Here is a 21741-nt window from a genome sequence, read left to right as displayed (position 1 = left end):
GCTGTAGGTCTGTGCGCGCCCGGTTACGGTGGAACCCGATGAAGAATCTGCTGCTACGTTTCAATGACAAGCTCTACATGACCTGTATCTGGGTCGCCGGGCTCTCCGTTCTGGCCATTGCGCTGATCATCCCTTGGGGCGTATTTGCCCGATATGTGCTTGGCACCGGCTCCAGCTGGCCTGAGCCTACGGCGATTCTGCTGATGATGGTGTTCACTTTCATCGGCGCCGCCGCCAGCTACCGTTCCGGTTCGCACATGGCGGTGGCGATGCTCACTGACCGTATGCAACCGAATACGCGCAAGGCTGTGGGGGTGTTTTCTCAACTGTTGATGGCCACCATCAGCCTGTTCATGGCGATCTGGGGCACCAAGCTGTGTCTGTCGACGTGGAACCAGTTCATGAGTGCCCTGCCGACGCTGCGTGTGGGCATCACCTACATGCCGATTCCGGTGGGCGGCGTGTTGACGCTGATCTTTGTCCTGGAAAAACTCTTGCTCGGCGACCAGAGCAACCGTCGGGTCGTGCGTTTCGACCTCGTTGAAGAAAACGAAGGGGCTGCCTGAATGGACGCTTTTATTCTGCTGGGCAGTTTCATCGCGCTAATCCTGATCGGCATGCCTGTAGCCTATGCGCTGGGGCTCTCTGCGCTGATCGGCGCATTCTGGATCGACATTCCGTTCCAGGCACTGATGATTCAAGTGGCCGGGGGCGTGAACAAATTCTCCCTGCTGGCGATTCCGTTTTTTGTACTGGCCGGCGCGATCATGGCCGAGGGCGGCATGTCCCGCCGCCTGGTGGCGTTCGCCGGTGTGCTGGTGGGTTTCGTGCGCGGCGGCTTGTCGCTGGTCAACATCATGGCCTCGACCTTCTTCGGCGCGATCTCCGGTTCTTCGGTGGCGGACACCGCTTCGGTCGGTTCGGTACTGATTCCAGAGATGGAGCGTCGCGGCTATCCCCGTGAATTTGCCACGGCGGTCACCGTCAGCGGTTCGGTACAAGCCCTGCTGACCCCACCTAGCCACAACTCGGTGCTCTACTCGCTGGCGGCTGGCGGCACGGTGTCGATTGCCTCGTTGTTCATGGCCGGTGTGGTGCCGGGCCTGCTGATGAGCGCGTGCCTGATGGTGCTGTGCCTGATCTTCGCCAAGAAGCGCGACTACCCCAAGGGCGAAGTCATTCCGATGCGCGAAGCGCTGAAGATCTGCGGCGAAGCGCTGTGGGGCCTGATGGCGATGGTGATCATCCTTGGCGGCATTCTCTCGGGGATTTTCACCGCGACCGAGTCGGCGGCCATCGCCGTGCTGTGGTCATTCTTCGTGACCATGTTCATCTACCGTGACTACAAGTGGAGCGAACTGCCGAAACTGATGCACCGCACGGTGCGCACGATTTCGATCGTGATGATCCTGATTGGCTTTGCCGCCAGCTTCGGCTACATCATGACGCTGATGCAGATCCCGGCGAAAATCACCACGATGTTCCTGACCCTGTCGGACAACCGTTACGTGATCCTGATGTGCATCAACGTCATGTTGCTGTTGCTGGGCACCGTGATGGACATGGCGCCGCTGATCCTGATCCTGACGCCGATCCTGATGCCAGTGATCCTGGGCATTGGCGTGGACCCGGTACAGTTCGGCATGATCATGCTGGTGAACCTGGGGATCGGATTGATAACACCGCCGGTGGGTGCGGTACTCTTCGTGGGGTCGGCCGTGGGTAAAGTCAGTATCGAATCGACCGTCAAGGCACTGCTGCCGTTCTACGGCGTGCTGTTCCTGGTGCTGATGGCCGTGACTTACATTCCTGCGCTGTCGCTGTGGTTGCCGCATCTGGTGTTGTAATCCTTGTCCTGCAGGAGCACGGCTTGCCGGTGATAGCGATCTCACGCATGCCATCGCCGGCAAGCCGTGCTTCTACAGAGGATTTCATTGTTGTCCCGTCCAACATTTCTACAGCTGGTTACCATGTCGCCAACCCTGCTCGAACTCGAAGACCCGTTCACCCGCCTCACCCTCGCCCCTGAACTGGGCGGCAGCATTGTCAATTGGACCGTGCGCAGCACGGGTCAACCGTTGTTGCGCCACGCCGACGCTCACGCCCTCAATACCGGCTTGCCCGGCAAACTGGGCTGTTTTCCTCTGGTGCCCTGGTCGAACCGAATTGCCGAAGGCGGTTTCGACTGCCCCGATGGCTGGCTCGTCCTGACACCCAACAGCCTCACCGATCCGCTGCCGATTCATGGCAGTGCCTGGCAGCAACCGTGGCAGGTGGTTTCGTCAACCGCCAATGAAGTGGTCCTGCAACTCGACAGCGCCTGCCCTTTTGCCTACTGCGCCCGTCAGCGCTTCCATCTGGACGATGGCAAGCTGAGCATTGAACTGAGCGTGACGCATCAGGCCGAACAAGCCGTCTGGCATGGTCTTGGGCTGCATCCGTATCTGCCGCGCACTGCCAACACCCGGTTGCTGGCGCCGGCTCGCCAGGTGTGGTTCTGCGATTCGACGAAATTGCCGACCCACTTGGGCTCAGTACCCGCACAATGGGACTTCCAGCAACTCAACGCGTTGCCCGAAACCCTGGTCGACAATGGCTTCTGCGAATGGGATGGGCGCTGCCTGATCCAGCAACCGGACCTCGGTTATGAGCTGGAATGCCAAGCCACCGACAGCAGTTATTACCTGCTGTACTGCCCCGTCGGCCTGGACTTTTTCTGTATCGAACCGGTCAGCCATCCCGTCAACGCGCATCATCTGCCCGGTAGGCCGGGGTTACGCTTGCTGGAGCAAGGTCAAACCGCGCAATTGGCTTTCAGCCTGCAATATCGAGCGCTCCAGTAGCACTAGCCCAGTAGCTGACTCAATACCGCCCGCAACTTGCCGGGCTTCACCGGTTTGTTCAGCAACGGTGCGTTGAGTCGCTGCAATGCCCGCCGACAATGGTCGGTGCGGTCTGCCGTGATGATGACCGCCGCAATGTTGTGCTGGAAATGCTCGCGCAAATGCCGCACCACGTCACAGCCGACCACCCCGTGATCAAGGTGATAGTCCGCCAGAATCAATTCCGGCGCCCGCCCCTGCAACGCCGCCAGCGCCGACGCTTCATCGGTGGCGATCACCACATCACAGCCCCACTGCCCGAGCAGTGCGCTCATGCTTTGGAGAATACTCACTTCATTGTCCAGCACCAGCAGACGGCGTCCCGGCAACGGGTTGCCAGTGCCAGGCAGCGGCACTGCCTGACTCACCGGTAACGGAACTTCATCGGACAGAGGCACCTCGATGCTGAACATCGAACCGCGGCCCGGCACCGAATGCACATCGACTTTGTAGCCAAGGATCTTGGCGATACGCTCAACGATCGCCAGCCCCAGGCCCACGCCCTTGCGGTCGGCAGCACGGCCGACGTCCAGCTGATTGAACTCGAGGAAAATCGAATCGAGCCGATCGGCAGCGATGCCGCGTCCGGTATCCCAAACCTCCACGCGCAACCTTTCGCCGCGGCGCCGAGCGCCCAGCAAAATGCTGCCTTCATCGGTGTAGCGGCAGGCGTTGCTGAGGAAGTTTCGCAGGATCCGCGTCATCAGGCGCAAATCGGTGCTGATGGCGCAATCAACGTGGTGCACTCGCAGGTTCAAGCCTGCCGCCTGCGCGACCGACTGGAACTCCGACACCAGCGGCCCGAACAGTTCATCGAGGCGATACGCGGCGACGTCTGGTTTCACCGCCGCCTGATCGAGCCGGGAAATGTCGAGCAGATCGGTCAGCAGGTCCTCGGCCCCTTCCAGGGCCTGGTGAGTGCGCTCCACCAGCACCTGCTCGGCTTCCGGCAATGTGCGCTCGCGCAAGGTCGAAATCAGCAACCGCGCAGCATTCAGCGGTTGCAACAGGTCGTGGCTGGCGGCCGCGAGGTACTTGTCCTTGCTGTGATTGGCGGCCTCGGCGGCATCGCGGGCGTCGCGCAAGGCCTTGGCGATTTGCTTGCGCTGGGTGATTTGCTGCTGAAGGTTTCGGTTGGCTTCGAGCAACTCATCGGTTCGCGCAGTGACCCGTCGTTCCAATTCGTCATTGAGTTGCTGTAAATGTTGCTGGGCCAACTTGCGCTCGGTGATGTCAGCGACAAAGCCCTCCACCAGCCCCTCCTGCCCAGGCTTGAGCAGCAAGTTCATCAAGACATCGAGATGACTGCCATCCTTGCGCCGCAACCGGGTTTCATAGCCGTGCAGACTGCTTTGGTGCCGGAGAATTTCGCCGATGTTCTCCAGCTCCTGCACGCCGTCAACGAACAGGGTACTGGCCAGATCGCTCAGGGAAAACAGCACTTCCTGTGGGTTCTGGTAGCCGAGCATGCGCGCCAAGGCCGGGTTGGCGGCGCGCATGCCATCTTGCAGGCTGGCCTGGAAGATCCCGTGGACGGCGTTTTCAAACAGCCATTTGTAGCGATTACGCTCCGCCTCCAGCTCGTCCAGACGCGCGGCGAGTTCCGGGTAATGGCTCTTGCGCGCTGAATGGCTGCCAAGCCCGAGCAATCCGGCCAGCGCCCGTTGCTGCTCGTCAGAGGGCTTCGCCATAGACAACCTCGACATCACGCTGGCTGGACTCGCGAGGGTTGGTCAGGATGCAGGGATCGTCCATCGCATGCTGTGACAGGAACGGAATGTCCGAAGTCCTGACCCCATGCAAACCGAGGGTTTCGTGAAAACCGATGGCATGTTTGAGGGCGATCAGGTGTTCGACCAGACGCCCACAGATCTGCCGGTGATTCAAGCCGCGGCAATCGATGCCCAGGGTTTCGGCGATCACCTTGAAACGGTCCGGCGCCGAGTTGTAATTGAACGCCACTACATGCTCGACCAGCACCGCGTTGCACAGGCCATGGGGCAGATCGAGAAAGCCGCCGAGGCTGTGGGACATCGCATGCACCGCACCGAGGATGGCGTTGGAGAACGCCAGCCCGGCCTGCATGCTGCCCAGCATGATTTTCTCGCGCAATGCGATGTCGCCCGGGTTGGCGATCATCTGCACCAGGTTGCCATTGATCAGGCGCATGGCCTCCAGCGCATGCGGATCGGTCAGCGGCCCATGGCCGGTGGACACGAAGGCTTCGATGGCATGCACCAACGCGTCGATACCAGTACAGGCCGACAGGAACGGGTCCATGCTCAGGGTGGTTTCCGGGTCGATCAGCGAAACGTCTGGCACCACGGCTTTGCTGACGATGGAAAACTTCATGCGCTCCTGCTGGTTGGAAATGATCACGAATTGCGAGACGTCCGCCGAAGTGCCGGCGGTGGTCGGAATCAGGATCAGCGGCGGGCTGGGCACGCGAATGGTGTCGACGCCCTCGAACTCGAGAATGCTGCGGCCATGGGCAACCACAATGCCGATGCCTTTACCGCAGTCCATCGGGCTGCCACCTCCGACGGCAACGATCACGTCGCAGTGGTTTTCCCGGTACATTTCGGCGCCGAGCATGACTTCTTCGACCCGTGGGTTGGGTGAGACGTCACTGTAAAGGCAGTATTCGATGCCCAGCGCTTGCAGGCTGGCTTCGACATCGGCAACCCAGCCGGCGGCAATTACACCGGGATCGCTGACCACCAGCACCTTGCGCGCACCAAAGGTCTTGGCGTAGTTACCGACACTATGCCGACTGCCGGCACCGAAGATGATTTCAGGCGAAACGAATTTACGCAGCTGGTTGAGACTCTGGCTCATTTGAAAGCCTGTTTTTATTGTTTTGGAAAGTACAAACCACACTAAACCATCCAGCTGCGAATGCAATCAGACCAATGGGTAGCCCATCCGGACTCACCGCCGCACCCCTGTAGGGTCATGCTGTTCACCTAAAAGAACGTTCGCACCCTTGTGGCGAGGGAGCTTGCTCCCGCTGGGGCGCGAAGCGGCCCTAAAAGGGACTGCTGCGCAGTCCAGTGGGACGGTGCGGCGATCCGACAAGCTCCCTCGCCACGGGTGTTCGTCCTAAAGTGAACTGCATGACGCTCGCCAGGCTAGCCGCGGTAGATCAGTTGCGAAGCTTTCGCATTGCGCAACGTCAGGTGCTCGATCCCCACCCCCGACGTTTCGGCTTCTTCGCGGGCCTTGAGAATCACCCCGTGATGCGGCGACTTGCTGCACACCGGGTCGGCATTGCTCGCATCGCCGGTCAGCATGAAGGCTTGGCAACGGCAGCCGCCCAGGTCCTTGTGTTTTTCATCGCAGGAGCGGCACGGCTCTTTCATCCAGTCATCGCCGCGAAAACGATTGAAACCGAAGGAGTCGTTCCAGATGTGCGCGATGCTGTGTTCGCGCACGTTGGGAAACGATACCGGCAATTGTCGGGCGCTGTGACAGGGCAAGGCCGTGCCATCCGGGGTGATGTCAAGAAACAGGTTGGCCCAGCCGTTCATGCAGGTTTTGGGACGTTCTTCGTAATAGTCCGGGGTGACGAAAATCAGCTTGCACGGGTGGCCCTGGGCTTCAAGGCGTTCACGGTATTGGTTAGTGATGCGCTCGGCGCGCTGCAATTGCTCGCGGGTGGGCAGCAGGCCGACGCGGTTGAGTTCCGCCCAGCCGTAGAACTGGCAGGTGGCCAATTCGACAAAGTCCGCCTCCAGCTCCAGGCACAGCTCGATGATCTGCGCGATCCGGTCGATGTTGTGCCGATGGGTGACGAAGTTCAGCACCATCGGATAGCCCTGGGCTTTCACCGCTCGGGCCATGGCGAGCTTCTGGGCAAAGGCCTTGTGCGAGCCGGCGAGCATGTTGTTCACCGCTTCGTCGGCCGCCTGGAAGCTGATCTGGATGTGATCCAGCCCGGCGATCTTGAAGTCGCGAATTTTCTGCTCGGTCAGGCCGATACCGGAGGTGATCAGGTTAGTGTAGTAGCCCATGTCCCGGGCGGCCTTGATCAGTTCAGCGAGGTCCTGGCGCACCAAGGGTTCACCGCCGGAAAAGCCCAATTGCGCGGCGCCCATGTCCCGCGCTTCGCGGAACACACGAATCCATTCTTGCGTGCTCAGCTCCTCGCCGTGCCGGGCAAAATCCAGTGGGTTGGAGCAATAAGGACATTGCAGCGGGCAGCGATAGGTCAGTTCGGCGAGCAGCCACAAGGGCGGTCCGGGAAGCGCCTCATTCGATCCAGAACTGCGCATGGGCCACCTCCAGAAACGCCAGCACGTCTTCGTCGATTCCGAATACGCCGGGGAAGTTCGCACTCAGTTGTTCGATGATCGCCGCCACGCTACGTTGACCATCCACCAGGTTGAGAATCTGCCCGGCACTGGCGTTGAGTTTGATCATGCCTTCGGGATAAAGCAGCACGTGGCAGTCCTGTCGGGGCTCCCATTGCAGGCGAAAACCGCGACGCAGGGCGGGTGACTGCTGACGGTTGATCAGGTTCACAACGCGATCCCCCGGTGCCAGACCTTATCGTCGGTGACCGTATGATACGGCGGGCGTTCGAGCTCGTAGGCCATGCTCATGGCATCGAGCATGCTCCACAGCACGTCGAGCTTGAATTGCAGGATCTGCAGCATCCGCTGCTGCCCCTCGGCGGTCACGTAGTGCGTCAACGTGATGCGCAACCCGTGTTCGACATCGCGTCTGGCCTGGCTCAAGCGCGTGCGGAAATAGTCATAGCCGGCGGTGTCGATCCACGGGTAATGGGTCGGCCAGGCGTCGAGCCGCGATTGATGGATCTGTGGCGCGAACAACTCGGTCAATGAACTGCTGGCTGCTTCCTGCCAACAGGCGCGACGGGCGAAATTGACGTAGGCGTCCACCGCAAAACGCACGCCAGGCAGCACCAATTCCTGGGACAGGATTTGCTCGCGATCCAAACCTACCGCTTCGCCAAGGCGCAACCAGGCTTCGATACCGCCCTCGCTGCCGGGAACGCCATCGTGGTCGAGAATCCGTTGCAGCCATTCCCGACGCACGTCGCGGTCCGGGCAATTGGCGAGAATCGCGGCGTCTTTGAGCGGGATGTTGACCTGATAATAGAAACGATTGGCGACCCAACCCTGGATCTGCTCGCGGCTGGCGCGGCCGGCGTACATGGCTTGATGGAATGGATGGTGGATGTGGTAGTAGGCGCCCTTGGCACGCAGGGCGGCTTCGAACTCGCTGGGGGACATGGGTGTGTCGGTCATTGCGGGTCTCCGGGAATCTTCGGTGTCTGTTCCGGCCTCTTCGCGGGCAAGCCCGCTCCCACAGGTTTTGTGGACACTGCCGAACCCTGTGGGAGCGGGCTTGCCCGCGAAGGCGTCCTTCGCTACAGCTCAATACTCATGCCGTCATAAGCCACTTCAATCCCCCGCCGCTCCAGCAAAGCCCGCTCGGCCGAGTCTTCATCGAGAATGGGATTGGTGTTGTTGATGTGGATCAGCACCTTGCGCTGGCGGTTCAAACCCTCCAGCAACTCCAGCATCCCGCCGGGGCCGCTTTGCGGGAGGTGCCCCATGTCGCTGCCCAGGCTCTGGCCAACTTCGCAGATAAGCATCTCGTCGTCGCGCCACAGGGTGCCGTCCAGCAGCAGGCAATCGGCACGTTGCATCCAGCCCAGGACTTCATCGTCAATCTGGCCAAGGCCCGGCGCATAGAACAACGAGGCGCCGCTGCGCACATCTTCGATGAACAGGCCAATGGTATCGCCCGGTTGCGGGTTGCCACGATTGGGCGAGTACGGCGGCGCATTGCTCACCAGCGGTATCGCGTGAAATCGCAAATGCCCGCAGGCCGGAATATGGAACGGCTGGCGATCGAGGCTCAGCGGTTGCCAGTGCAAACCGCCGTTCCAGTGCTCAAGCATGGTGAACAACGGGAAACCGCTGCTCAGGTCCCGATGCACGCGCTCGGTGCACCAGACGTCATGCGGGCAGCCTTCGCGCAGGCTGAGCAAACCGGTGCAATGGTCGATCTGGCTGTCCAGCAGGACGATGCCGGCGATGGCGCTGTCACGCAGGCGCCGCGCCGGTTGCATCGGGGCAAAACTCTCGAGTTGCGCGCGGATGTCCGGTGACGCATTGCACAGTACCCACTCCACACCGTCGTCACTCAAGGCAATCGACGACTGCGTACGACGCTGCGCCCGCAAGCTGCCATCGCGCACACCGGCGCACTGGCGGCAGTTGCAGTTCCACTGCGGGAAACCTCCGCCAGCGGCGGAACCAAGAACGCGGATATGCATGGCGGATGCTCCGGAAGGCAGGCCCGGCCAACACAGCGGCTGGCCGGGTGGTCAATCAACGGTTGGCGAAATACATCGTCACTTCGAAGCCAATGCGCAGATCGGTAAACGCGGGTTTAGTCCACATGGGTCATTCCTCTTCTTGTGCCGGGTGATTCCGGTAGAGCCATTAATGCATGGGGCGTTGAGTGCCCGAATGCTACTTTCGAAGGAGTTGGCGGGGTGATTTGGTAGGGGGTGCGCGGGGTGTCAGAGACGGCCAAATCGCGGGCAAGCCTTGCTCCTACAGGTAGTGTCCGATCCTGTAGGAGCAAGGCTTGCCCGCGATGACCGTTACACGGTTTCGTGTGGGATCAGAAAAACCCCAGCGGATTGATGTCGTAGCTCACCAGCAGGTTTTTGGTCTGCTGATAGTGATCGAGCATCATCTTGTGGGTTTCACGGCCGACGCCGGATTTCTTGTAGCCGCCGAACGCGGCGTGCGCCGGGTACAGGTGGTAGCAGTTGGTCCAGACACGACCGGCCTTGATGGCGCGGCCCATGCGATAGGCGCGGTTGATGTCGCGGGTCCACAGGCCGGCGCCGAGGCCGAACTCACTGTCGTTGGCAATCGCCAGGGCCTCGGCTTCATCCTTGAAGGTCGTCACGCCCACCACCGGGCCGAAGATTTCTTCCTGGAACACGCGCATCTTGTTGTGGCCCTTGAGCAGGGTCGGCTGGATGTAGTAACCGCTGGACAGGTCGCCCTCCAGACGCTCGGCCGCACCGCCGGTGAGCAATTCAGCGCCCTCCTCCTGGGCAATGGTCAGGTACGAGAGAATCTTGTCGTATTGCTGCTCGGACGCCTGGGCGCCGACCATGGTCTCGGTGTCCAGCGGGTTGCCGCGCTTGATCTTGACGATCTTCTTCATCACTTCGGCCATGAACGGCTCGTAGATCGATTCCTGCACCAGCGCCCGGGACGGGCAGGTGCAAACCTCGCCCTGGTTGAAGAATGCCAACACCAGGCCTTCGGCAGCTTTTTCGATGAACGCCGGCTCGGCGTTCATGATGTCTTCGAAGAAGATGTTCGGCGACTTGCCGCCCAGTTCGACGGTGGACGGGATGATGTTCTCGGCGGCGCAATGCATGATGTGCGCACCCACCGGGGTCGAGCCGGTGAAGGCGATCTTGGCGATGCGCTTGCTGGTGGCCAGCGCTTCGCCCGCTTCGCGCCCGAAACCCTGGACGATGTTCAGCACGCCCGCTGGCAGCAGGTCAGCGATCAGCTCAGCGAAGACCATGATCGACAGCGGCGTCTGTTCGGCAGGCTTGAGCACGATGCAGTTGCCGGCGGCCAGTGCCGGGGCAAGTTTCCAGGCGGCCATCAGCAGCGGAAAGTTCCACGGAATGATCTGCCCGACCACGCCCAGCGGTTCGTGGAAGTGATAGGCCGTGGTCAGTTCGTTGATTTCCGCCGCCCCGCCTTCCTGGGCGCGAATGCAGCCGGCGAAGTAGCGGAAGTGGTCGGCCGCCAGCGGCACGTCGGCGTTCAAAGTTTCGCGCACGGCCTTGCCGTTGTCCCAGGTTTCGGTGACGGCCAGGACCTCGAGGTTCTGTTCGATGCGGTCGGCGATTTTCAGCAATACCAGGGAACGGTCCTGGGCCGAGGTCTTGCCCCAGGCATCAGCAGCAGCATGGGCGGCGTCGAGGGCTTTTTCGATGTCGGCGGCGCTGGAACGCGGGAACTCGGCGATCACTTCACCGTTGACCGGCGAGGTGTTGGTGAAGTATTCGCCATTGATCGGCGCGACGAACTCGCCGCCGATGAAATTGCCGTAGCGCGGCTTGAAGGTAATGACGGCGCCTGGGGTTCCGGGTTGTGCGTAGATCATGGTGGGCCTCTGTCTGGGTCGATGCCTGTCGTACTGACAGACGATGAGCCGATACTAGAGAGCCCCGCGTGCCAGACGAATGCATCGTTGGCAGGAGGGACTCTCGTTATTTGGTAGTAGGTGATCGTTCCCACGCTCCGCGTGGGAATGCCTCAACGGACGCTCCGCGTTCGGCTTTTGGGACGCAGAGCGTCCCGGGCTGCTTTCCCACGCAGAGCGTGGGAACGATCAATTGCAGCGATCAGTGCTTGGCGACCAGGTCTTTGGGCAACTTGAACGTCCAGAGCATGCCGCCCTGGTTGAAGTCCTTCACGCGCTTGGCCACTTCGCCGCCCCACAACGGCACCGCGCCGCCCCAGCCGGACAGCACCGAGACGTATTGTTCGCCGTCCATTTCCCAGGTCACGGGCGAGCCGAGCACGCCGGAACCGGTCTGGAACTCCCAGACTTTCTCGCCGGTCTTGGCGTTGAACGCCTGCAGGAAGCCTTCGGGCGTGCCGGTGAACACCAGGTTGCCCTTGGTGGTCAGCACGCCGCCCCACAGAGGCGCGTAGTTCTTGTGACGCCAGACTTCCTTGCCGGTTTTTGGGTCGATGGCGCGCAGCACGCCGATGTAGTCCTCGTTCAACGGCTTGATGGTGAAACCCGCGCCGAGGAACGCCGCGCCTTTTTTGTAGGCGATGCCTTCGTTCCAGATGTCCATGCCCCATTCGTTGGAAGGCACATAGAACAACCCGGTGTCTCTGTTGTAAGCCATCGGCATCCAGTTTTTCGCACCGAGGAACGCCGGCGCAACGAACACCGAGCTGCCCTTGGCTTCGGAACCCGGGGCGCCGGGACGGCTGGCTTCGTTGTAGATCGGCCGGCCGTCCTTATCCAGGCCGGTGGCCCAGGTGATCTTGTCCACGAACGGGAAGCCACGGATGAATTTGCCGTTGGTGCGGTCGAGCACGTAGAAGAAACCGTTTCGGTCGGCCGTGGCCGCTGCCTTGATCTCCTTGCCGCCTTCGCTGTAGTTGAACGACACCAGCTCGTTCACGCCGTCGTAGTCCCAACCGTCGTGGGGCGTGCTCTGGAAGTGCCACTTGATGGTGCCGTCGTCCGGGTTGAGCGCCAGGCGCGATGAAGAGTAGAGGTTGTCGCCAGGGCGCAGGTGCGAGTTCCACGGCGCCGGGTTACCGGTGCCGAACAGCAGCAAGTTGGTTTCCGGGTCGTAATAACCGCCGAGCCAGGGGGCGGCACCGCCGGTTTTCCAGAGGTCGCCAGGCCAGGTTTTGCCCGCCTCGCCGCCAGAGATGCCGTTCTCCACCGCTTTGCCGTCCTTGTAGACGTAGCCCATGTGGCCTTCGACCGTTGGCCGCGACCACAACAACTGACCATTTTTCGGATCGTAGGCTTCGATCTTGCCCACAACGCCGAACTCGCCGCCGGCCACGCCGGTAATCAGCTTGCCATTGATCACCAGCGGCGCGGCACTGATCGAATACCCTTCCTTGTGGTCGGCGACTTTCTTGCTCCAGACCACCTTGCCGGTGTCCTTGTTCAACGCCACGAGTTTGGCATCGAGGGTGCCGAAAATCACCAGATCGCCGTACAGCGCAACGCCCCGGTTGATCACGTCACAGCAAGGGCGGATGTCATCGGGCAGGCGTGCATCGTATTGCCAGAGTTTTTTGCCGGTGCGTGCATCCACGGCGAACACCCGCGAGTAGGAGCCGGTCAGGTACATCACGCCGTCCTTGACCATCGGCTGCGCTTGCTGGCCACGCTGTTTTTCTCCGCCGAAGGAGAACGCCCAGGCCGGCCGCAGCTCCTTGACGTTGTCGACGTTGAGAATATCCAGCGGGCTGTAGCGCTGCCCCTGAACGCCCAGGCCGTTGGTCACGACCTGCTCCGGGTTCTTTGGGTCCTGGAGAATGTCCTGGTCGGAAACCCCGGCCAAGGCCTGGCCGGACAACAGCATGGCACTGAGCAGCAGGCTCAAGACGAAGGGCTGGCGACGTGCGGGTTGGGTCATGACGGCTTCCTCTGCGGATTTTTGTTATGCCCGGGAAATTTTCCCGGTCTGGTGCAGATTCTTGGGCGCCGCCACCCTGGCCACAATTGGCCGCAATGTGGAGATTTCTAGTTCCTTGGTACAGGTTCGGAGGAGATGAGTGCTGACTGATCGTTCCCACGCTCTGCGTGGGAACGATCATTGCCTGTTATTCGCGGCGGAATCGACACGGGGCATTTGTGCGCGCTCGTAGCGCGGGTACAGATGGCTGACGCTGCGGATCAGTTCATAACGGCTCAGGTTGATCCCGGCGAAGCGTTCAGGGATGGGGCTGCGGATCATCTCCGCCATGTCGTGGCCATTGGCGGCACCGTCGCGCATGAGCTGATCGAGCCAGTTCAGGTAATCGCGCATTTGCTCGAAGGGTTGTCGATCGCTCGCCACCGGTCCATGGCCCGGCACGACGTGTGTCCAGGGCAAGCTCTGGAGGGCGGCGATGTCCGCCAGCCATACCGACAGCCCGGGACTGTTGGGCGTGGTCAATGCCCGCTGATAAAACACCAGGTCCCCGGCAAACAGCACACCGGTTCGCTGGTCGAGAATAGCCAGATCCGCGCCCGTATGCCCACCCAGGCTCAGCAAGCGCAGATCATGATTCCCAAAACTTTTCACACCAGGGGTCAGCGTCAGCGTCGGCAACACCACTTCGGTACCGCGCATCCAGTCGCCGACCATCCGGTACATGTTCTCGGCCATGGCATCGCCTTGCCGGTGCAACAGCTCGGTGGTGCCGGCCAAGGCGCCGATCGGCACGTCACTGAAGGCCTGATTGCCCAGCACATGGTCCGGGTGGTGATGGGTCAGCAACACCTCGATCACCGGCTTGTCGGTGGTGGCGGCAATGGCCTTGCGCATCGCTTCGCCGTAACGCCGGGACGGCCCGGTGTCGATCACCACCACACCGCGTTCAGTGACGATAAACGCGGTATTGACGATGTTGCCGCCGTTGGTCTTGGCGAAATTGTCGGTACTGCCCTCCAGCAGCCAGGTGTCCTCGGCGATCTGCCGGGGCTTGAGCACGTATTCCAGGTCGGCCATGACCGGCAGGCTGACGCTTAACACCATCATCAGGATCCAGCGCATGCTACGCTCCTTGGGGTCAGGGGATCGACGCATCGAACTCATTGCCGCTGTTGTCCCGCAGCAACAGCCGCGTTTGCCCTGCCCCCTCGATATCGAACGCCAGGCTGGGATTTTCACTGACGGCAGGAAACAGCTCCAGCCGGGCCAGCACTTGCTCGTTGTGGTCGCGCAGCTCGGCATGGTTGATGAAAAATTCCGGAATGCCGCTGACCATGCCGTTGTCCATCGGGTGGGCTATCTGCATACGCAAGCGGCTGACCCCGTCCCGGGGATAGCGCCCGCCGAGCACTTCGCCGATGTGCTCCTCCCAGCCCGGTTGAGTGCGCACCACACTTGGCGCGGTGCAGCCGCCACCCGCCGCGTCGATCAAGGCTGAACCGACATGCCACACGCCGTCGCGGGTCAACACCGCTGCGCGCAAGGGCGTTGCCTGCTCAATGCGAATGCGCAATGACAGCCAGGGTAAAACCGAACCCAGCGGCTGGAAGTCGACGATTTTCGGCAGCGGGTTCAACTCTGCCCAGGCGAGGATTCTCACCACATCGCCCTTGAACGCCCGAGCGTCGATTTCCAGCGGCACCTGCCGGGCGTCTTCGGCAAACGGCGGTGCGAGCAACTTGACCCGTTCATCAAAAACGAACGGCGCATTGCCGAGCAATTGCTGGTGATAGAACGCCCACATCACTGAAGGCACCGGGTCCTTACCGGGATCGATAGCGTGCGCCTGCGGGGCCAGGCTCAGCCAGCAGGCCAACAGACAACTCCCTCGCCATTTCATCGCCTGCTCCTATTGATACATCTCGGGCACGTCGTACCGCAGGCCGTAATGACCGTAGAGGGTCTTCAGCGTGCCGTCACGGATCAGGCCTTCCAGGGCCTCTTCCACGGCATAAGCCAATTGCCGGTTGCTTTCATGCACCGCCATGCCGATTTCCCACAGCTGTTTGCCCATGTTCGGGTACGCGTTCTCGGCCAGTGCTACTTGTGGGTCGGCTGCTTCATGCACCTGCCAGTCGATTTCGCCGCGCATGGCCATCACCGCGTCGACCTCACCGACCTTCATCGCGGCAAATGCCTGGGGCACACCCGGATAGTGATGGGTCTTGCCGGCGAGCATGCCGTTGAATACCGAGGTCAGGTAGAACGACGGCACGCTGTCGACTTCAACGCCGATCGGGTGCTGCTCGAACACCGCGACGCTGGCCACCTTGTCCAGCCGTCGGCGGTCATAGGCCACCTGCCATTGTTCGGTCTGGTACGGACCGAACATCACCACTTGGCCGTTGACCAGCTCACCGAGCTCGTTGCGCTTCTGCGCGTAGTCATGGTCGTAGGGAACGCGCATCATCAGGTCGGCCAGTTGCTGGTTGTGCAAGGCACTGGCACGCCAGATGTAATCGCGCAGGTCGTCGTCGAGCTTTTCCCCGGCCGGCGCCCAGATCAGCGTCAGGCGCACGCCGAGCGCCTTGGCCAACGCTTCGGCGAGCTCGACATCGACGCCGCGAGGCTGCCCGTTACGCTCAAAACTGTAGGGGGCAAAGTCCTTGTAGACCGCCACCTTCAACTCACCGGCGGCGATCATTTCGTCGTAGTTGCGTACCTGCGCGTGCACCACTTGCAAACACAGCGACAGCGCGCAGACCAACACCGCCAGCAGACGCATGGGTCACTCCTCGACGCGCACGGTATCCAGATAAGTGCGTACTGCCCACAGGGCTTCCTGACTCAGGTAATCCGCCATTTTCGGCATGTACACTCGACCGTCACGTACCGCGCCATGGCGCACACGCTCGACGAACCATTCATCGCCCGCCTCGCCGACATCCAGCATGCGCAAGTCCGGGGCGATGCCACCGGACTTGGCTTCCAGGCCGTGACAGGCCGCGCAGTTCTGGTTGTAGGCAGACGCACCGATCTCCACCGCCTTGTCGTGTTCCGGCGCGGCGCGATACGGGTTCACCGCGGCCCAGCCATCAGCATCGAGTTGCACCCCCGCATCCTTGATCGGGGTCAGGCCCTGGGTGGCGACGGCCTGTGGCACCACATTGCCGTGGGCCCAGGCGGAGCCCGCGCCGATAAGACCGGCCAACAGTCCGGTGATGAGCAAGGCGTTGCGTTTTGTTGTCATTGTTATGCCCTCTGGATTGCACGCAGAACCTCTTGGCTGAGGCTATGGCAGCCATCTTAGAAACGGCGCCGCACTCACCCCATGCTGCTTTGGTGGTCGCCGCCTACTTCCTTGGTAGTAAGGCGCTGGATGGACGCCACCGGTACTTTCTGCATATTTTCACGGCACCACAGGCTTCCTATGCTGGCGCTAACGGTCATGGAGAACCTTATGCGCCAGCTTGCCCCTTACGCCCTGATCTACCTGCTGGCGATTGTTTGCGCCGCCGGCCTGGCCACCCGAAGCCAGGCCGCCGATGCGCCCCTGAAGGTGCGAATCGGCTACCTGGGTTACCGCCCCGATCCGGGTCCGTTGCTGTCGAACGTCATCCCCGAACCCACCGATGCCGGGCTGCGCGGCGCCGAACTGGCGATCATCGACAGCAACAGCACCGGGCGCTTTCTCAACCACGGCTACAGCCTGGTCAGCGCCAGCGTCGACAGCCCCGAAGCTTTGCTCGATGCGGCCAAGACGCAGCATGAACAAGGCCTGCGCCTCTTCGTGGTCAATGCCCCCGCGGCCAGCCTGCGCCAGTTGAGTGCGGCACTGCCCGACAGTCTGCTGTTCAACGCCGGCAGTGCCGATGACAGTCTGCGCACCACCGATTGCCTGCCCAACGTGCTGCACACCTTGCCGAGCCGGGCGATGCTCGCCGATGCACTGGTGCAGTTTCTGGTGCTGCGTAAATGGCAACGGGCGCTGCTGATTGTCGGCCCGACGCCGGACGATCAAGCCTATGCCGCCGCCCTGCGCCGCGCAGCCAAGCGCTTCGGCCTGCAATGGGTGGCGGAAAAACCCTGGAGCTTCGATAACGACCAGCGCCGCAGCGCCCAGGCCGATATGCCGCTGTTCACCCAGACTGCCGAATACGACGTAGTACTGGTGGCTGATGAGCGTGGCGACTTCGGCGAATACGTGCCCTACCAGACCTGGTACCCGCGCCCGGTCGCCGGCACCCAGGGCCTGACCCCGGTGGGCTGGCACAAGACCGTGGAAACCTACGGCGCCGCCCAATTGCAAAAACGCTTCGAAGCCCTGAGCGGGCGCTGGATGAATGACCGCGATTTTGCCGCCTGGATGGCCGTGCGCAGTATCGCCAGCGCCGTGAGCAAGTTGCGCCAGACCGAGCCGATGGCGATCCGTACGCTGCAAATCAGCGACCAATTGCCCCTCGACGGTTTCAAGGGTCGCAAGCTCAGTTACCGGCCCTGGAACGGCCAGTTGCGCCAGCCGATTCCGATTGTCCAGCCCCGGGCGCTGGTCAGCACTTCTCCCCAGGACGGCTTTCTGCACCCGTTCAACGAAATGGACAGCCTGGGCTACGACAAGCCTGAGGTTACTTGCCGCTTTCCGTGATCCGATAACCACAACAACAAGGAATCTGCCATGCGCCGCACCCTGCTTTCATGCGCCCTGCTCTTCGCCGCCGGCCATGCCGCTGCCAGTACGGCCTGGGTCTCCAACGAAAAGGACAACAACCTGAGCCTGATCGACATGCAGACCCTGCAAGTCACCGAGACCCTGCCGGTCGGCCAGCGCCCTCGCGGCCTGCTGCTGTCCCATGACAATAAGCTGTTGTACATCTGCGCCAGTGACTCGGACCGCGTTCAGGTGATGGATGTGGCGACGCGCAAGATCATCAAGGAATTGCCCTCGGGCAAGGATCCCGAACAATTTGCCTTGCACCCCAACAACCGCTGGCTGTATGTCTCCAACGAAGACGATGCACTGGTCACCGTGATCGACACCGAGACCTCCAAGGTGCTCGGCCAGATCAACGTCGGTGTCGAACCCGAAGGCATGGCCGTCAGCCCTGACGGCAAGTGGGCGGTGAACACCAGCGAAACCACCAACATGCTGCACTGGATCGACACCAGCACCCAGACGCTGGCCGACAGCACCCTGGTGGATCAACGACCGCGTTTCGTTGAGTTTTCCCCGGACGGCGCTCAGTTGTGGGCTTCGGCGGAAATCGGCGGCACCGTGACCATTCTGGATGTGGCCAGCCGCAACGTGCTCAAGACCCTGAACTTCCAGATCAAGGGTGTGCACCCGGACAAGGTCCAGCCGGTCGGCGTCAAACTCAGCGCCGACGGCAAGTACGGCTTCGTCGCACTCGGCCCGGCCAATCATGTGGCGGTGATCGATGCCAAGACTTTCGAGATCCTCGATTACCTGCTGGTGGGTCGGCGAGTCTGGCAGATGGCGTTCACACCGGATCAGAAACAGTTACTGGCCACCAATGGCGTCAGCGGCGATGTCTCGGTGATCGATGTCGACAGTCTCAAGGTCAGCAAATCGGTGAAGGTCGGGCGCTATCCCTGGGGCGTGGTGGTGACGCCATGAACGCCCTTGAAGTCATTGACCTGAGCTTTGCCTATGGCGCCCGGGAGGCCTTGGGCAAAGTGAGTTTCGGCCTGGGGCCCGGGCGTTTCGCCGCGCTGCTGGGGCCCAACGGCGCCGGCAAGTCGACCCTGATTGCCCTGCTGACCCGGCTCTATGATCTGCAGCACGGCGAAATCCGCGTCGGTGGCTGTTCATTGCGCAGCGCGGCACGCCCGGCGCTCAGGCAATTGGGCGTGGTGTTCCAGCAAAGCACCCTGGACCTGGACCTCAGCGTCGAGCAGAACCTGCGTTATCACGCGGCATTGCATGGCCTGTCCCGGCGTCAGACCGACCTTCGGGTCGACGCCGAACTGACCCGCCAAGCCCTGACCGAGCGCCGCCGAGAACGCGTACGCGAACTCAACGGTGGTCATCGTCGCCGGGTGGAAATTGCCCGCGCCCTGCTCCACCAGCCGCGTCTGTTGTTGCTGGACGAAGCCAGTGTCGGGCTCGACCCGGCAAGTCGCCTGGCGCTCAACCAGCACCTGCGCAGTCTGTGTCGCGAGGAGCGCATCAGTGTGCTCTGGACCACCCACCTGCTCGACGAAGTGCAACCCAGCGACGACTTGCTGATCCTGCATCAAGGCAGACTGGTGGCCAGCGGACAGGCCAATGCCCTGAGCCTGGAGCACGGCGGTGACCTCGGCTCGGCCTTCACTCGCCTTACGACATCTGGGGTGGCCCAATGAACGCTTACTGGCAATGTTTCAGCGGTATCGTTTGGCGCGAATGGCTACGCTTTGTGCTGCAACGCACGCGATTTCTCAGCGCCCTGGTGCGGCCATTGCTGTGGTTGCTGGTGTTCGCGGCAGGCTTTCGTGCTGCATTGGGGATCGCGATCATCGAACCCTACGACACTTACATTCCGTACGAGGTCTACATCATTCCCGGCCTGGCCTGCATGATCCTGCTGTTCAACGGCATGCAGGGCTCATTGTCGATGGTCTACGACCGTGAAATGGGCAGTATGCGCGTGCTGTTGACCAGCCCTTTGCCGCGTACCTTTCTGCTGTGCAGCAAGCTGCTGGCCACTTCACTGATTTCGCTGTTGCAGGTGTATGCGTTCCTGGCGATTGCCTGGGCCTATGGCGTGCGGCCACCGGCCATGGGCCTGTTGCTGGCGTTACCGGCGCTGCTGCTGGTGGCGTTGATGCTCAGCGCACTGGGCCTGTTGCTGTCGAACGCGATCCGCCAGTTGGAGAACTTTGCCGGGGTGATGAATTTCGTGATTTTCCCGATGTTTTTCCTGTCGTCGGCGCTGTACCCGCTGTGGAAAATGCGCGAGGCCAGCGAATGGCTGTATTGGCTGTGTGCGGTGAATCCGTTCAGCCATGCCGTGGAGCTGGTACGGTTCGCCCTGTATGAACGGTTCAATCCACTGGCGCTGGCGGTGTGCATGGGTCTGACGCTGCTGTTTGCGTTGTTCGCCGTACTGACCTTCAACCCACAGCATGCAGCCTTGCGCAAGGCCGGGTGACAGCACATCGCTCCCACAATTGAGCTTCAACAGGGGAAATTACTACTTTAGTACTGGTTTCCCTGTCTATCGTCGCATTCCCAACGTCCCCCGACTGGCATGTAATGAGGCCATAACTATAAGGACTCAATCCCATGCCGCGTGTCCGACGCTGTCTGCTGCGCCCTTGCCTCGCCGCCCTGTCGCTGAGCCTCGTACTGGGTGTCGCGCAGGCCGATACCCGACTGTTCTCTGCCGACGGCTATCGCATCGACCTGTATCGAAGCCCGACGCCGACCCAGTTACCAGGCGCAACCATCGTCGACACCCCTGCCCTGCAATTGTTGCTTGAACAACAGCCGCGCCCGCTGCTGATCGACGTCTACCGGCGGCAATGGCTGCAAGGCCGGTTCATCGAAGACACGCCCCACGAAAACCTGCCCGGCAGCCATTGGCTGGCCAATACCGGCGACGGTGAACTGACGCCGCAATGGCAGGATTATTTCGCCGCCCACCTGAAAAAGCTGACCGCCGGCGACCCGACGCAACCGCTGGTCTTCTATTGCCGCTCTGACTGCTGGTTGAGCTGGAACGCGGTCAAGCGTGCGGGCGCCATGGGCTATAAGACGTTGTATTGGTATCGCGATGGCCTGGACGCCTGGCAAGCGGCCAGTCTGCCAGTGTCGCCTGCCCGCCCGGAGCCCTTTCCCTGAGCTTTACGCCTGCGTGTTATTGCCACACCATAATCAAAATAATGAGGTGAAAGGCCATGTACAAAATCCTGATTGCCGACGATCACCCGCTGTTTCGCGAAGCCATTCACAACGTCATCAGCGACGGTTTTGCCGGCAGCGAAGTGATGGAAACCGCTGACCTGGACAGCGCCTTGGCCCTGACCCAGGAACATGACGACCTGGACCTGATTCTGCTCGATTTGAACATGCCCGGCATGCATGGGCTCAATGGCCTGATCAACCTGCGTAACGAAGCACCGACCATTCCAGTGGTGATCGTTTCCGCCGAGCAGGACAAGCAGATTGTCCTGCAAGCCATCACTTATGGGGCGGTGGGTTTCATCACCAAGTCGTCACCGCGTGCCCAGATGACCGACGCCATCCAGCAAATTCTCAATGGCAATGTCTACTTGCCTCCAGACATCATCCGCACTGCCAAAAGCAGCACCCACCGGCGGATGAACGACACCCCGGCGTTCCCGCCCGAACTGCTGCAAGCCCTGACCCGCAAGCAACTGCAAGTGCTGGAACGGATGACCAAGGGCGAGTCGAACAAGCAGATCGCCTACACCCTGGAAATTGCCGAAACCACGGTCAAGGCCCATGTCTCGGCAATCCTGCGCAAGCTCAACGTGCACAATCGAGTGCAGGCGATCCTGAGTGCCGGGGATATTGATTTCGGCTCTTATCTGCGGCGTTGAAACAGAAGATCGCGACGCTTCCATCGCTGGCAAGCCAGCTCCCACAGGGTTTTGTGAACAGCACACATCCACTGTGGGAGCTGGCTTGCCAGC

At 61.4% G+C, this 21741-nt stretch carries 22 protein-coding genes; 9 read left to right on the top strand and 13 right to left on the bottom strand.

The annotated features are described in order from the left end of the window. Positions 1 to 38 precede the first annotated feature (38 nt). The 3 genes from D8U73_RS13610 to D8U73_RS13600 all read left to right on the top strand — a co-directional run bounded on the left by D8U73_RS13610 (position 39) and on the right by D8U73_RS13600 (position 2843). Entirely contained in the window at positions 39 to 566 is a 528-nt protein-coding gene (locus tag D8U73_RS13610) for a TRAP transporter small permease (protein WP_056852882.1), read from the top strand. Beyond that, a complete protein-coding gene (locus D8U73_RS13605; RefSeq protein WP_056852883.1) occupies positions 567 to 1847 on the top strand; it encodes a TRAP transporter large permease in 1281 nt (426 codons plus the stop codon). Between the two features lie 123 nt (positions 1848 to 1970). Further along, complete coding sequence (locus tag D8U73_RS13600; RefSeq protein WP_130904782.1) at positions 1971 to 2843, top strand: aldose 1-epimerase; 873 nt, start codon at positions 1971 to 1973, stop codon at positions 2841 to 2843. Between the two features lie 2 nt (positions 2844 to 2845). Here D8U73_RS13600 and D8U73_RS13595 read toward each other — a convergent pair whose 3' ends face one another. The 13 genes from D8U73_RS13595 to pedF form a co-directional block, all read right to left on the bottom strand. After that, positions 2846 to 4573, bottom strand: coding sequence for a NahK/ErcS family hybrid sensor histidine kinase/response regulator (locus D8U73_RS13595; RefSeq protein WP_130904763.1), 1728 nt, complete (start codon positions 4571 to 4573; stop codon positions 2846 to 2848). After that, positions 4557 to 5720, bottom strand: a complete 1164-nt coding sequence (ercA, locus tag D8U73_RS13590; RefSeq protein WP_056852886.1) for an alcohol dehydrogenase-like regulatory protein ErcA — start codon at positions 5718 to 5720, stop codon at positions 4557 to 4559. Before ercA ends, D8U73_RS13595 begins: the two co-directional genes overlap by 17 nt. Positions 5721 to 6013: 293 nt before the next feature. Continuing rightward, entirely contained in the window at positions 6014 to 7156 is a 1143-nt protein-coding gene (pqqE, locus tag D8U73_RS13585; RefSeq protein WP_130904762.1) for a pyrroloquinoline quinone biosynthesis protein PqqE, read from the bottom strand. After that, positions 7134 to 7406, bottom strand: coding sequence for a pyrroloquinoline quinone biosynthesis peptide chaperone PqqD (gene pqqD / locus D8U73_RS13580; RefSeq protein WP_130904761.1), 273 nt, complete (start codon positions 7404 to 7406; stop codon positions 7134 to 7136). Before pqqD ends, pqqE begins: the two co-directional genes overlap by 23 nt. After that, positions 7403 to 8155, bottom strand: a complete 753-nt coding sequence (pqqC, locus tag D8U73_RS13575) for a pyrroloquinoline-quinone synthase PqqC (protein WP_056852889.1) — start codon at positions 8153 to 8155, stop codon at positions 7403 to 7405. Before pqqC ends, pqqD begins: the two co-directional genes overlap by 4 nt. A gap of 122 nt (positions 8156 to 8277) precedes the next feature. Beyond that, positions 8278 to 9192 (bottom strand): pyrroloquinoline quinone biosynthesis protein PqqB, encoded by a 915-nt coding sequence (gene pqqB / locus D8U73_RS13570; protein WP_130904760.1) that lies wholly within the window; start codon positions 9190 to 9192, stop codon positions 8278 to 8280. 55 nt (positions 9193 to 9247) lie between these two features. Then, positions 9248 to 9319, bottom strand: coding sequence for a pyrroloquinoline quinone precursor peptide PqqA (gene pqqA / locus D8U73_RS13565; RefSeq protein WP_003253598.1), 72 nt, complete (start codon positions 9317 to 9319; stop codon positions 9248 to 9250). A gap of 226 nt (positions 9320 to 9545) precedes the next feature. Then, entirely contained in the window at positions 9546 to 11066 is a 1521-nt protein-coding gene (locus D8U73_RS13560; RefSeq protein ID WP_130904759.1) for an aldehyde dehydrogenase family protein, read from the bottom strand. Positions 11067 to 11307: 241 nt separating this feature from the next. Next, positions 11308 to 13083: a PQQ-dependent methanol/ethanol family dehydrogenase gene (locus tag D8U73_RS13555; RefSeq protein ID WP_056852892.1), complete on the bottom strand. Its 1776-nt coding sequence runs from the start codon at positions 13081 to 13083 to the stop codon at positions 11308 to 11310. Positions 13084 to 13260: 177 nt separating this feature from the next. Then, positions 13261 to 14205 carry a quinoprotein relay system zinc metallohydrolase 1 gene (locus D8U73_RS13550; RefSeq protein ID WP_130904758.1) on the bottom strand — a complete coding sequence of 315 codons (945 nt, stop codon included), beginning with the start codon at positions 14203 to 14205 and terminating at the stop codon, positions 13261 to 13263. 16 nt (positions 14206 to 14221) lie between these two features. After that, on the bottom strand, positions 14222 to 14983 hold the full coding sequence (locus D8U73_RS13545; RefSeq protein WP_130904757.1) for a quinoprotein dehydrogenase-associated SoxYZ-like carrier: 762 nt from the start codon (positions 14981 to 14983) through the stop codon (positions 14222 to 14224). Between the two features lie 9 nt (positions 14984 to 14992). Beyond that, entirely contained in the window at positions 14993 to 15868 is an 876-nt protein-coding gene (locus D8U73_RS13540; protein WP_130904756.1) for a transporter substrate-binding domain-containing protein, read from the bottom strand. A 3-nt stretch (positions 15869 to 15871) separates the two neighbouring features. Further along, entirely contained in the window at positions 15872 to 16333 is a 462-nt protein-coding gene (gene pedF, locus D8U73_RS13535) for a cytochrome c-550 PedF (protein ID WP_130904755.1), read from the bottom strand. A gap of 210 nt (positions 16334 to 16543) precedes the next feature. On the opposite strand from pedF, the gene D8U73_RS13530 reads away from it, so the two are divergent. The 6 genes from D8U73_RS13530 to D8U73_RS13505 all read left to right on the top strand — a co-directional run bounded on the left by D8U73_RS13530 (position 16544) and on the right by D8U73_RS13505 (position 21648). Then, a complete protein-coding gene (locus D8U73_RS13530) occupies positions 16544 to 17728 on the top strand; it encodes an ABC transporter substrate-binding protein (protein ID WP_130904754.1) in 1185 nt (394 codons plus the stop codon). 30 nt (positions 17729 to 17758) lie between these two features. Continuing rightward, on the top strand, positions 17759 to 18718 hold the full coding sequence (locus D8U73_RS13525) for a YVTN family beta-propeller repeat protein (RefSeq protein WP_056852898.1): 960 nt from the start codon (positions 17759 to 17761) through the stop codon (positions 18716 to 18718). Next, entirely contained in the window at positions 18715 to 19446 is a 732-nt protein-coding gene (locus D8U73_RS13520) for an ATP-binding cassette domain-containing protein (protein ID WP_130904753.1), read from the top strand. The genes D8U73_RS13525 and D8U73_RS13520 overlap by 4 nt, the downstream gene beginning before the upstream one ends. Further along, a complete protein-coding gene (locus D8U73_RS13515; protein ID WP_130904752.1) occupies positions 19443 to 20234 on the top strand; it encodes an ABC transporter permease in 792 nt (263 codons plus the stop codon). The genes D8U73_RS13520 and D8U73_RS13515 overlap by 4 nt, the downstream gene beginning before the upstream one ends. Before the next feature lie 134 nt (positions 20235 to 20368). Further along, positions 20369 to 20926 carry a PQQ-dependent catabolism-associated CXXCW motif protein gene (locus D8U73_RS13510; protein ID WP_130904751.1) on the top strand — a complete coding sequence of 186 codons (558 nt, stop codon included), beginning with the start codon at positions 20369 to 20371 and terminating at the stop codon, positions 20924 to 20926. Between the two features lie 56 nt (positions 20927 to 20982). Next, complete coding sequence (locus D8U73_RS13505; RefSeq protein WP_056852902.1) at positions 20983 to 21648, top strand: response regulator transcription factor; 666 nt, start codon at positions 20983 to 20985, stop codon at positions 21646 to 21648. The last annotated feature ends 93 nt before the right edge of the window (positions 21649 to 21741 follow it).

It is taken from the genome of Pseudomonas sp. Sample_22, from assembly GCF_004307635.1.
In the GTDB taxonomy this organism is placed as follows: Bacteria; Pseudomonadota; Gammaproteobacteria; order Pseudomonadales; family Pseudomonadaceae; genus Aquipseudomonas.
This window is presented reverse-complemented; position numbering and strand designations above follow the sequence as displayed.

Coding starts and splice junctions, on each gene's coding strand:
- D8U73_RS13505 (WP_056852902.1), top strand. CDS start 20,983: ATGTACAAAATCCTGATTGCCGACGATCACCCGCTGTTTCGCGAAGCC.
- pedF (WP_130904755.1), bottom strand. CDS start 16,333: ATGACAACAAAACGCAACGCCTTGCTCATCACCGGACTGTTGGCCGGT.
- D8U73_RS13520 (WP_130904753.1), top strand. CDS start 18,715: ATGAACGCCCTTGAAGTCATTGACCTGAGCTTTGCCTATGGCGCCCGG.
- D8U73_RS13605 (WP_056852883.1), top strand. CDS start 567: ATGGACGCTTTTATTCTGCTGGGCAGTTTCATCGCGCTAATCCTGATC.
- D8U73_RS13560 (WP_130904759.1), bottom strand. CDS start 11,066: ATGATCTACGCACAACCCGGAACCCCAGGCGCCGTCATTACCTTCAAG.
- D8U73_RS13540 (WP_130904756.1), bottom strand. CDS start 15,868: ATGCGTCTGCTGGCGGTGTTGGTCTGCGCGCTGTCGCTGTGTTTGCAA.
- D8U73_RS13600 (WP_130904782.1), top strand. CDS start 1,971: ATGTCGCCAACCCTGCTCGAACTCGAAGACCCGTTCACCCGCCTCACC.
- D8U73_RS13510 (WP_130904751.1), top strand. CDS start 20,369: ATGCCGCGTGTCCGACGCTGTCTGCTGCGCCCTTGCCTCGCCGCCCTG.
- D8U73_RS13555 (WP_056852892.1), bottom strand. CDS start 13,083: ATGACCCAACCCGCACGTCGCCAGCCCTTCGTCTTGAGCCTGCTGCTC.
- pqqC (WP_056852889.1), bottom strand. CDS start 8,155: ATGACCGACACACCCATGTCCCCCAGCGAGTTCGAAGCCGCCCTGCGT.
- pqqB (WP_130904760.1), bottom strand. CDS start 9,192: ATGCATATCCGCGTTCTTGGTTCCGCCGCTGGCGGAGGTTTCCCGCAG.
- D8U73_RS13595 (WP_130904763.1), bottom strand. CDS start 4,573: ATGGCGAAGCCCTCTGACGAGCAGCAACGGGCGCTGGCCGGATTGCTC.
- D8U73_RS13515 (WP_130904752.1), top strand. CDS start 19,443: ATGAACGCTTACTGGCAATGTTTCAGCGGTATCGTTTGGCGCGAATGG.
- D8U73_RS13610 (WP_056852882.1), top strand. CDS start 39: ATGAAGAATCTGCTGCTACGTTTCAATGACAAGCTCTACATGACCTGT.
- D8U73_RS13550 (WP_130904758.1), bottom strand. CDS start 14,205: ATGCGCTGGATCCTGATGATGGTGTTAAGCGTCAGCCTGCCGGTCATG.
- D8U73_RS13525 (WP_056852898.1), top strand. CDS start 17,759: ATGCGCCGCACCCTGCTTTCATGCGCCCTGCTCTTCGCCGCCGGCCAT.
- D8U73_RS13530 (WP_130904754.1), top strand. CDS start 16,544: ATGCGCCAGCTTGCCCCTTACGCCCTGATCTACCTGCTGGCGATTGTT.
- D8U73_RS13545 (WP_130904757.1), bottom strand. CDS start 14,983: ATGAAATGGCGAGGGAGTTGTCTGTTGGCCTGCTGGCTGAGCCTGGCC.
- ercA (WP_056852886.1), bottom strand. CDS start 5,720: ATGAGCCAGAGTCTCAACCAGCTGCGTAAATTCGTTTCGCCTGAAATC.
- pqqE (WP_130904762.1), bottom strand. CDS start 7,156: ATGCGCAGTTCTGGATCGAATGAGGCGCTTCCCGGACCGCCCTTGTGG.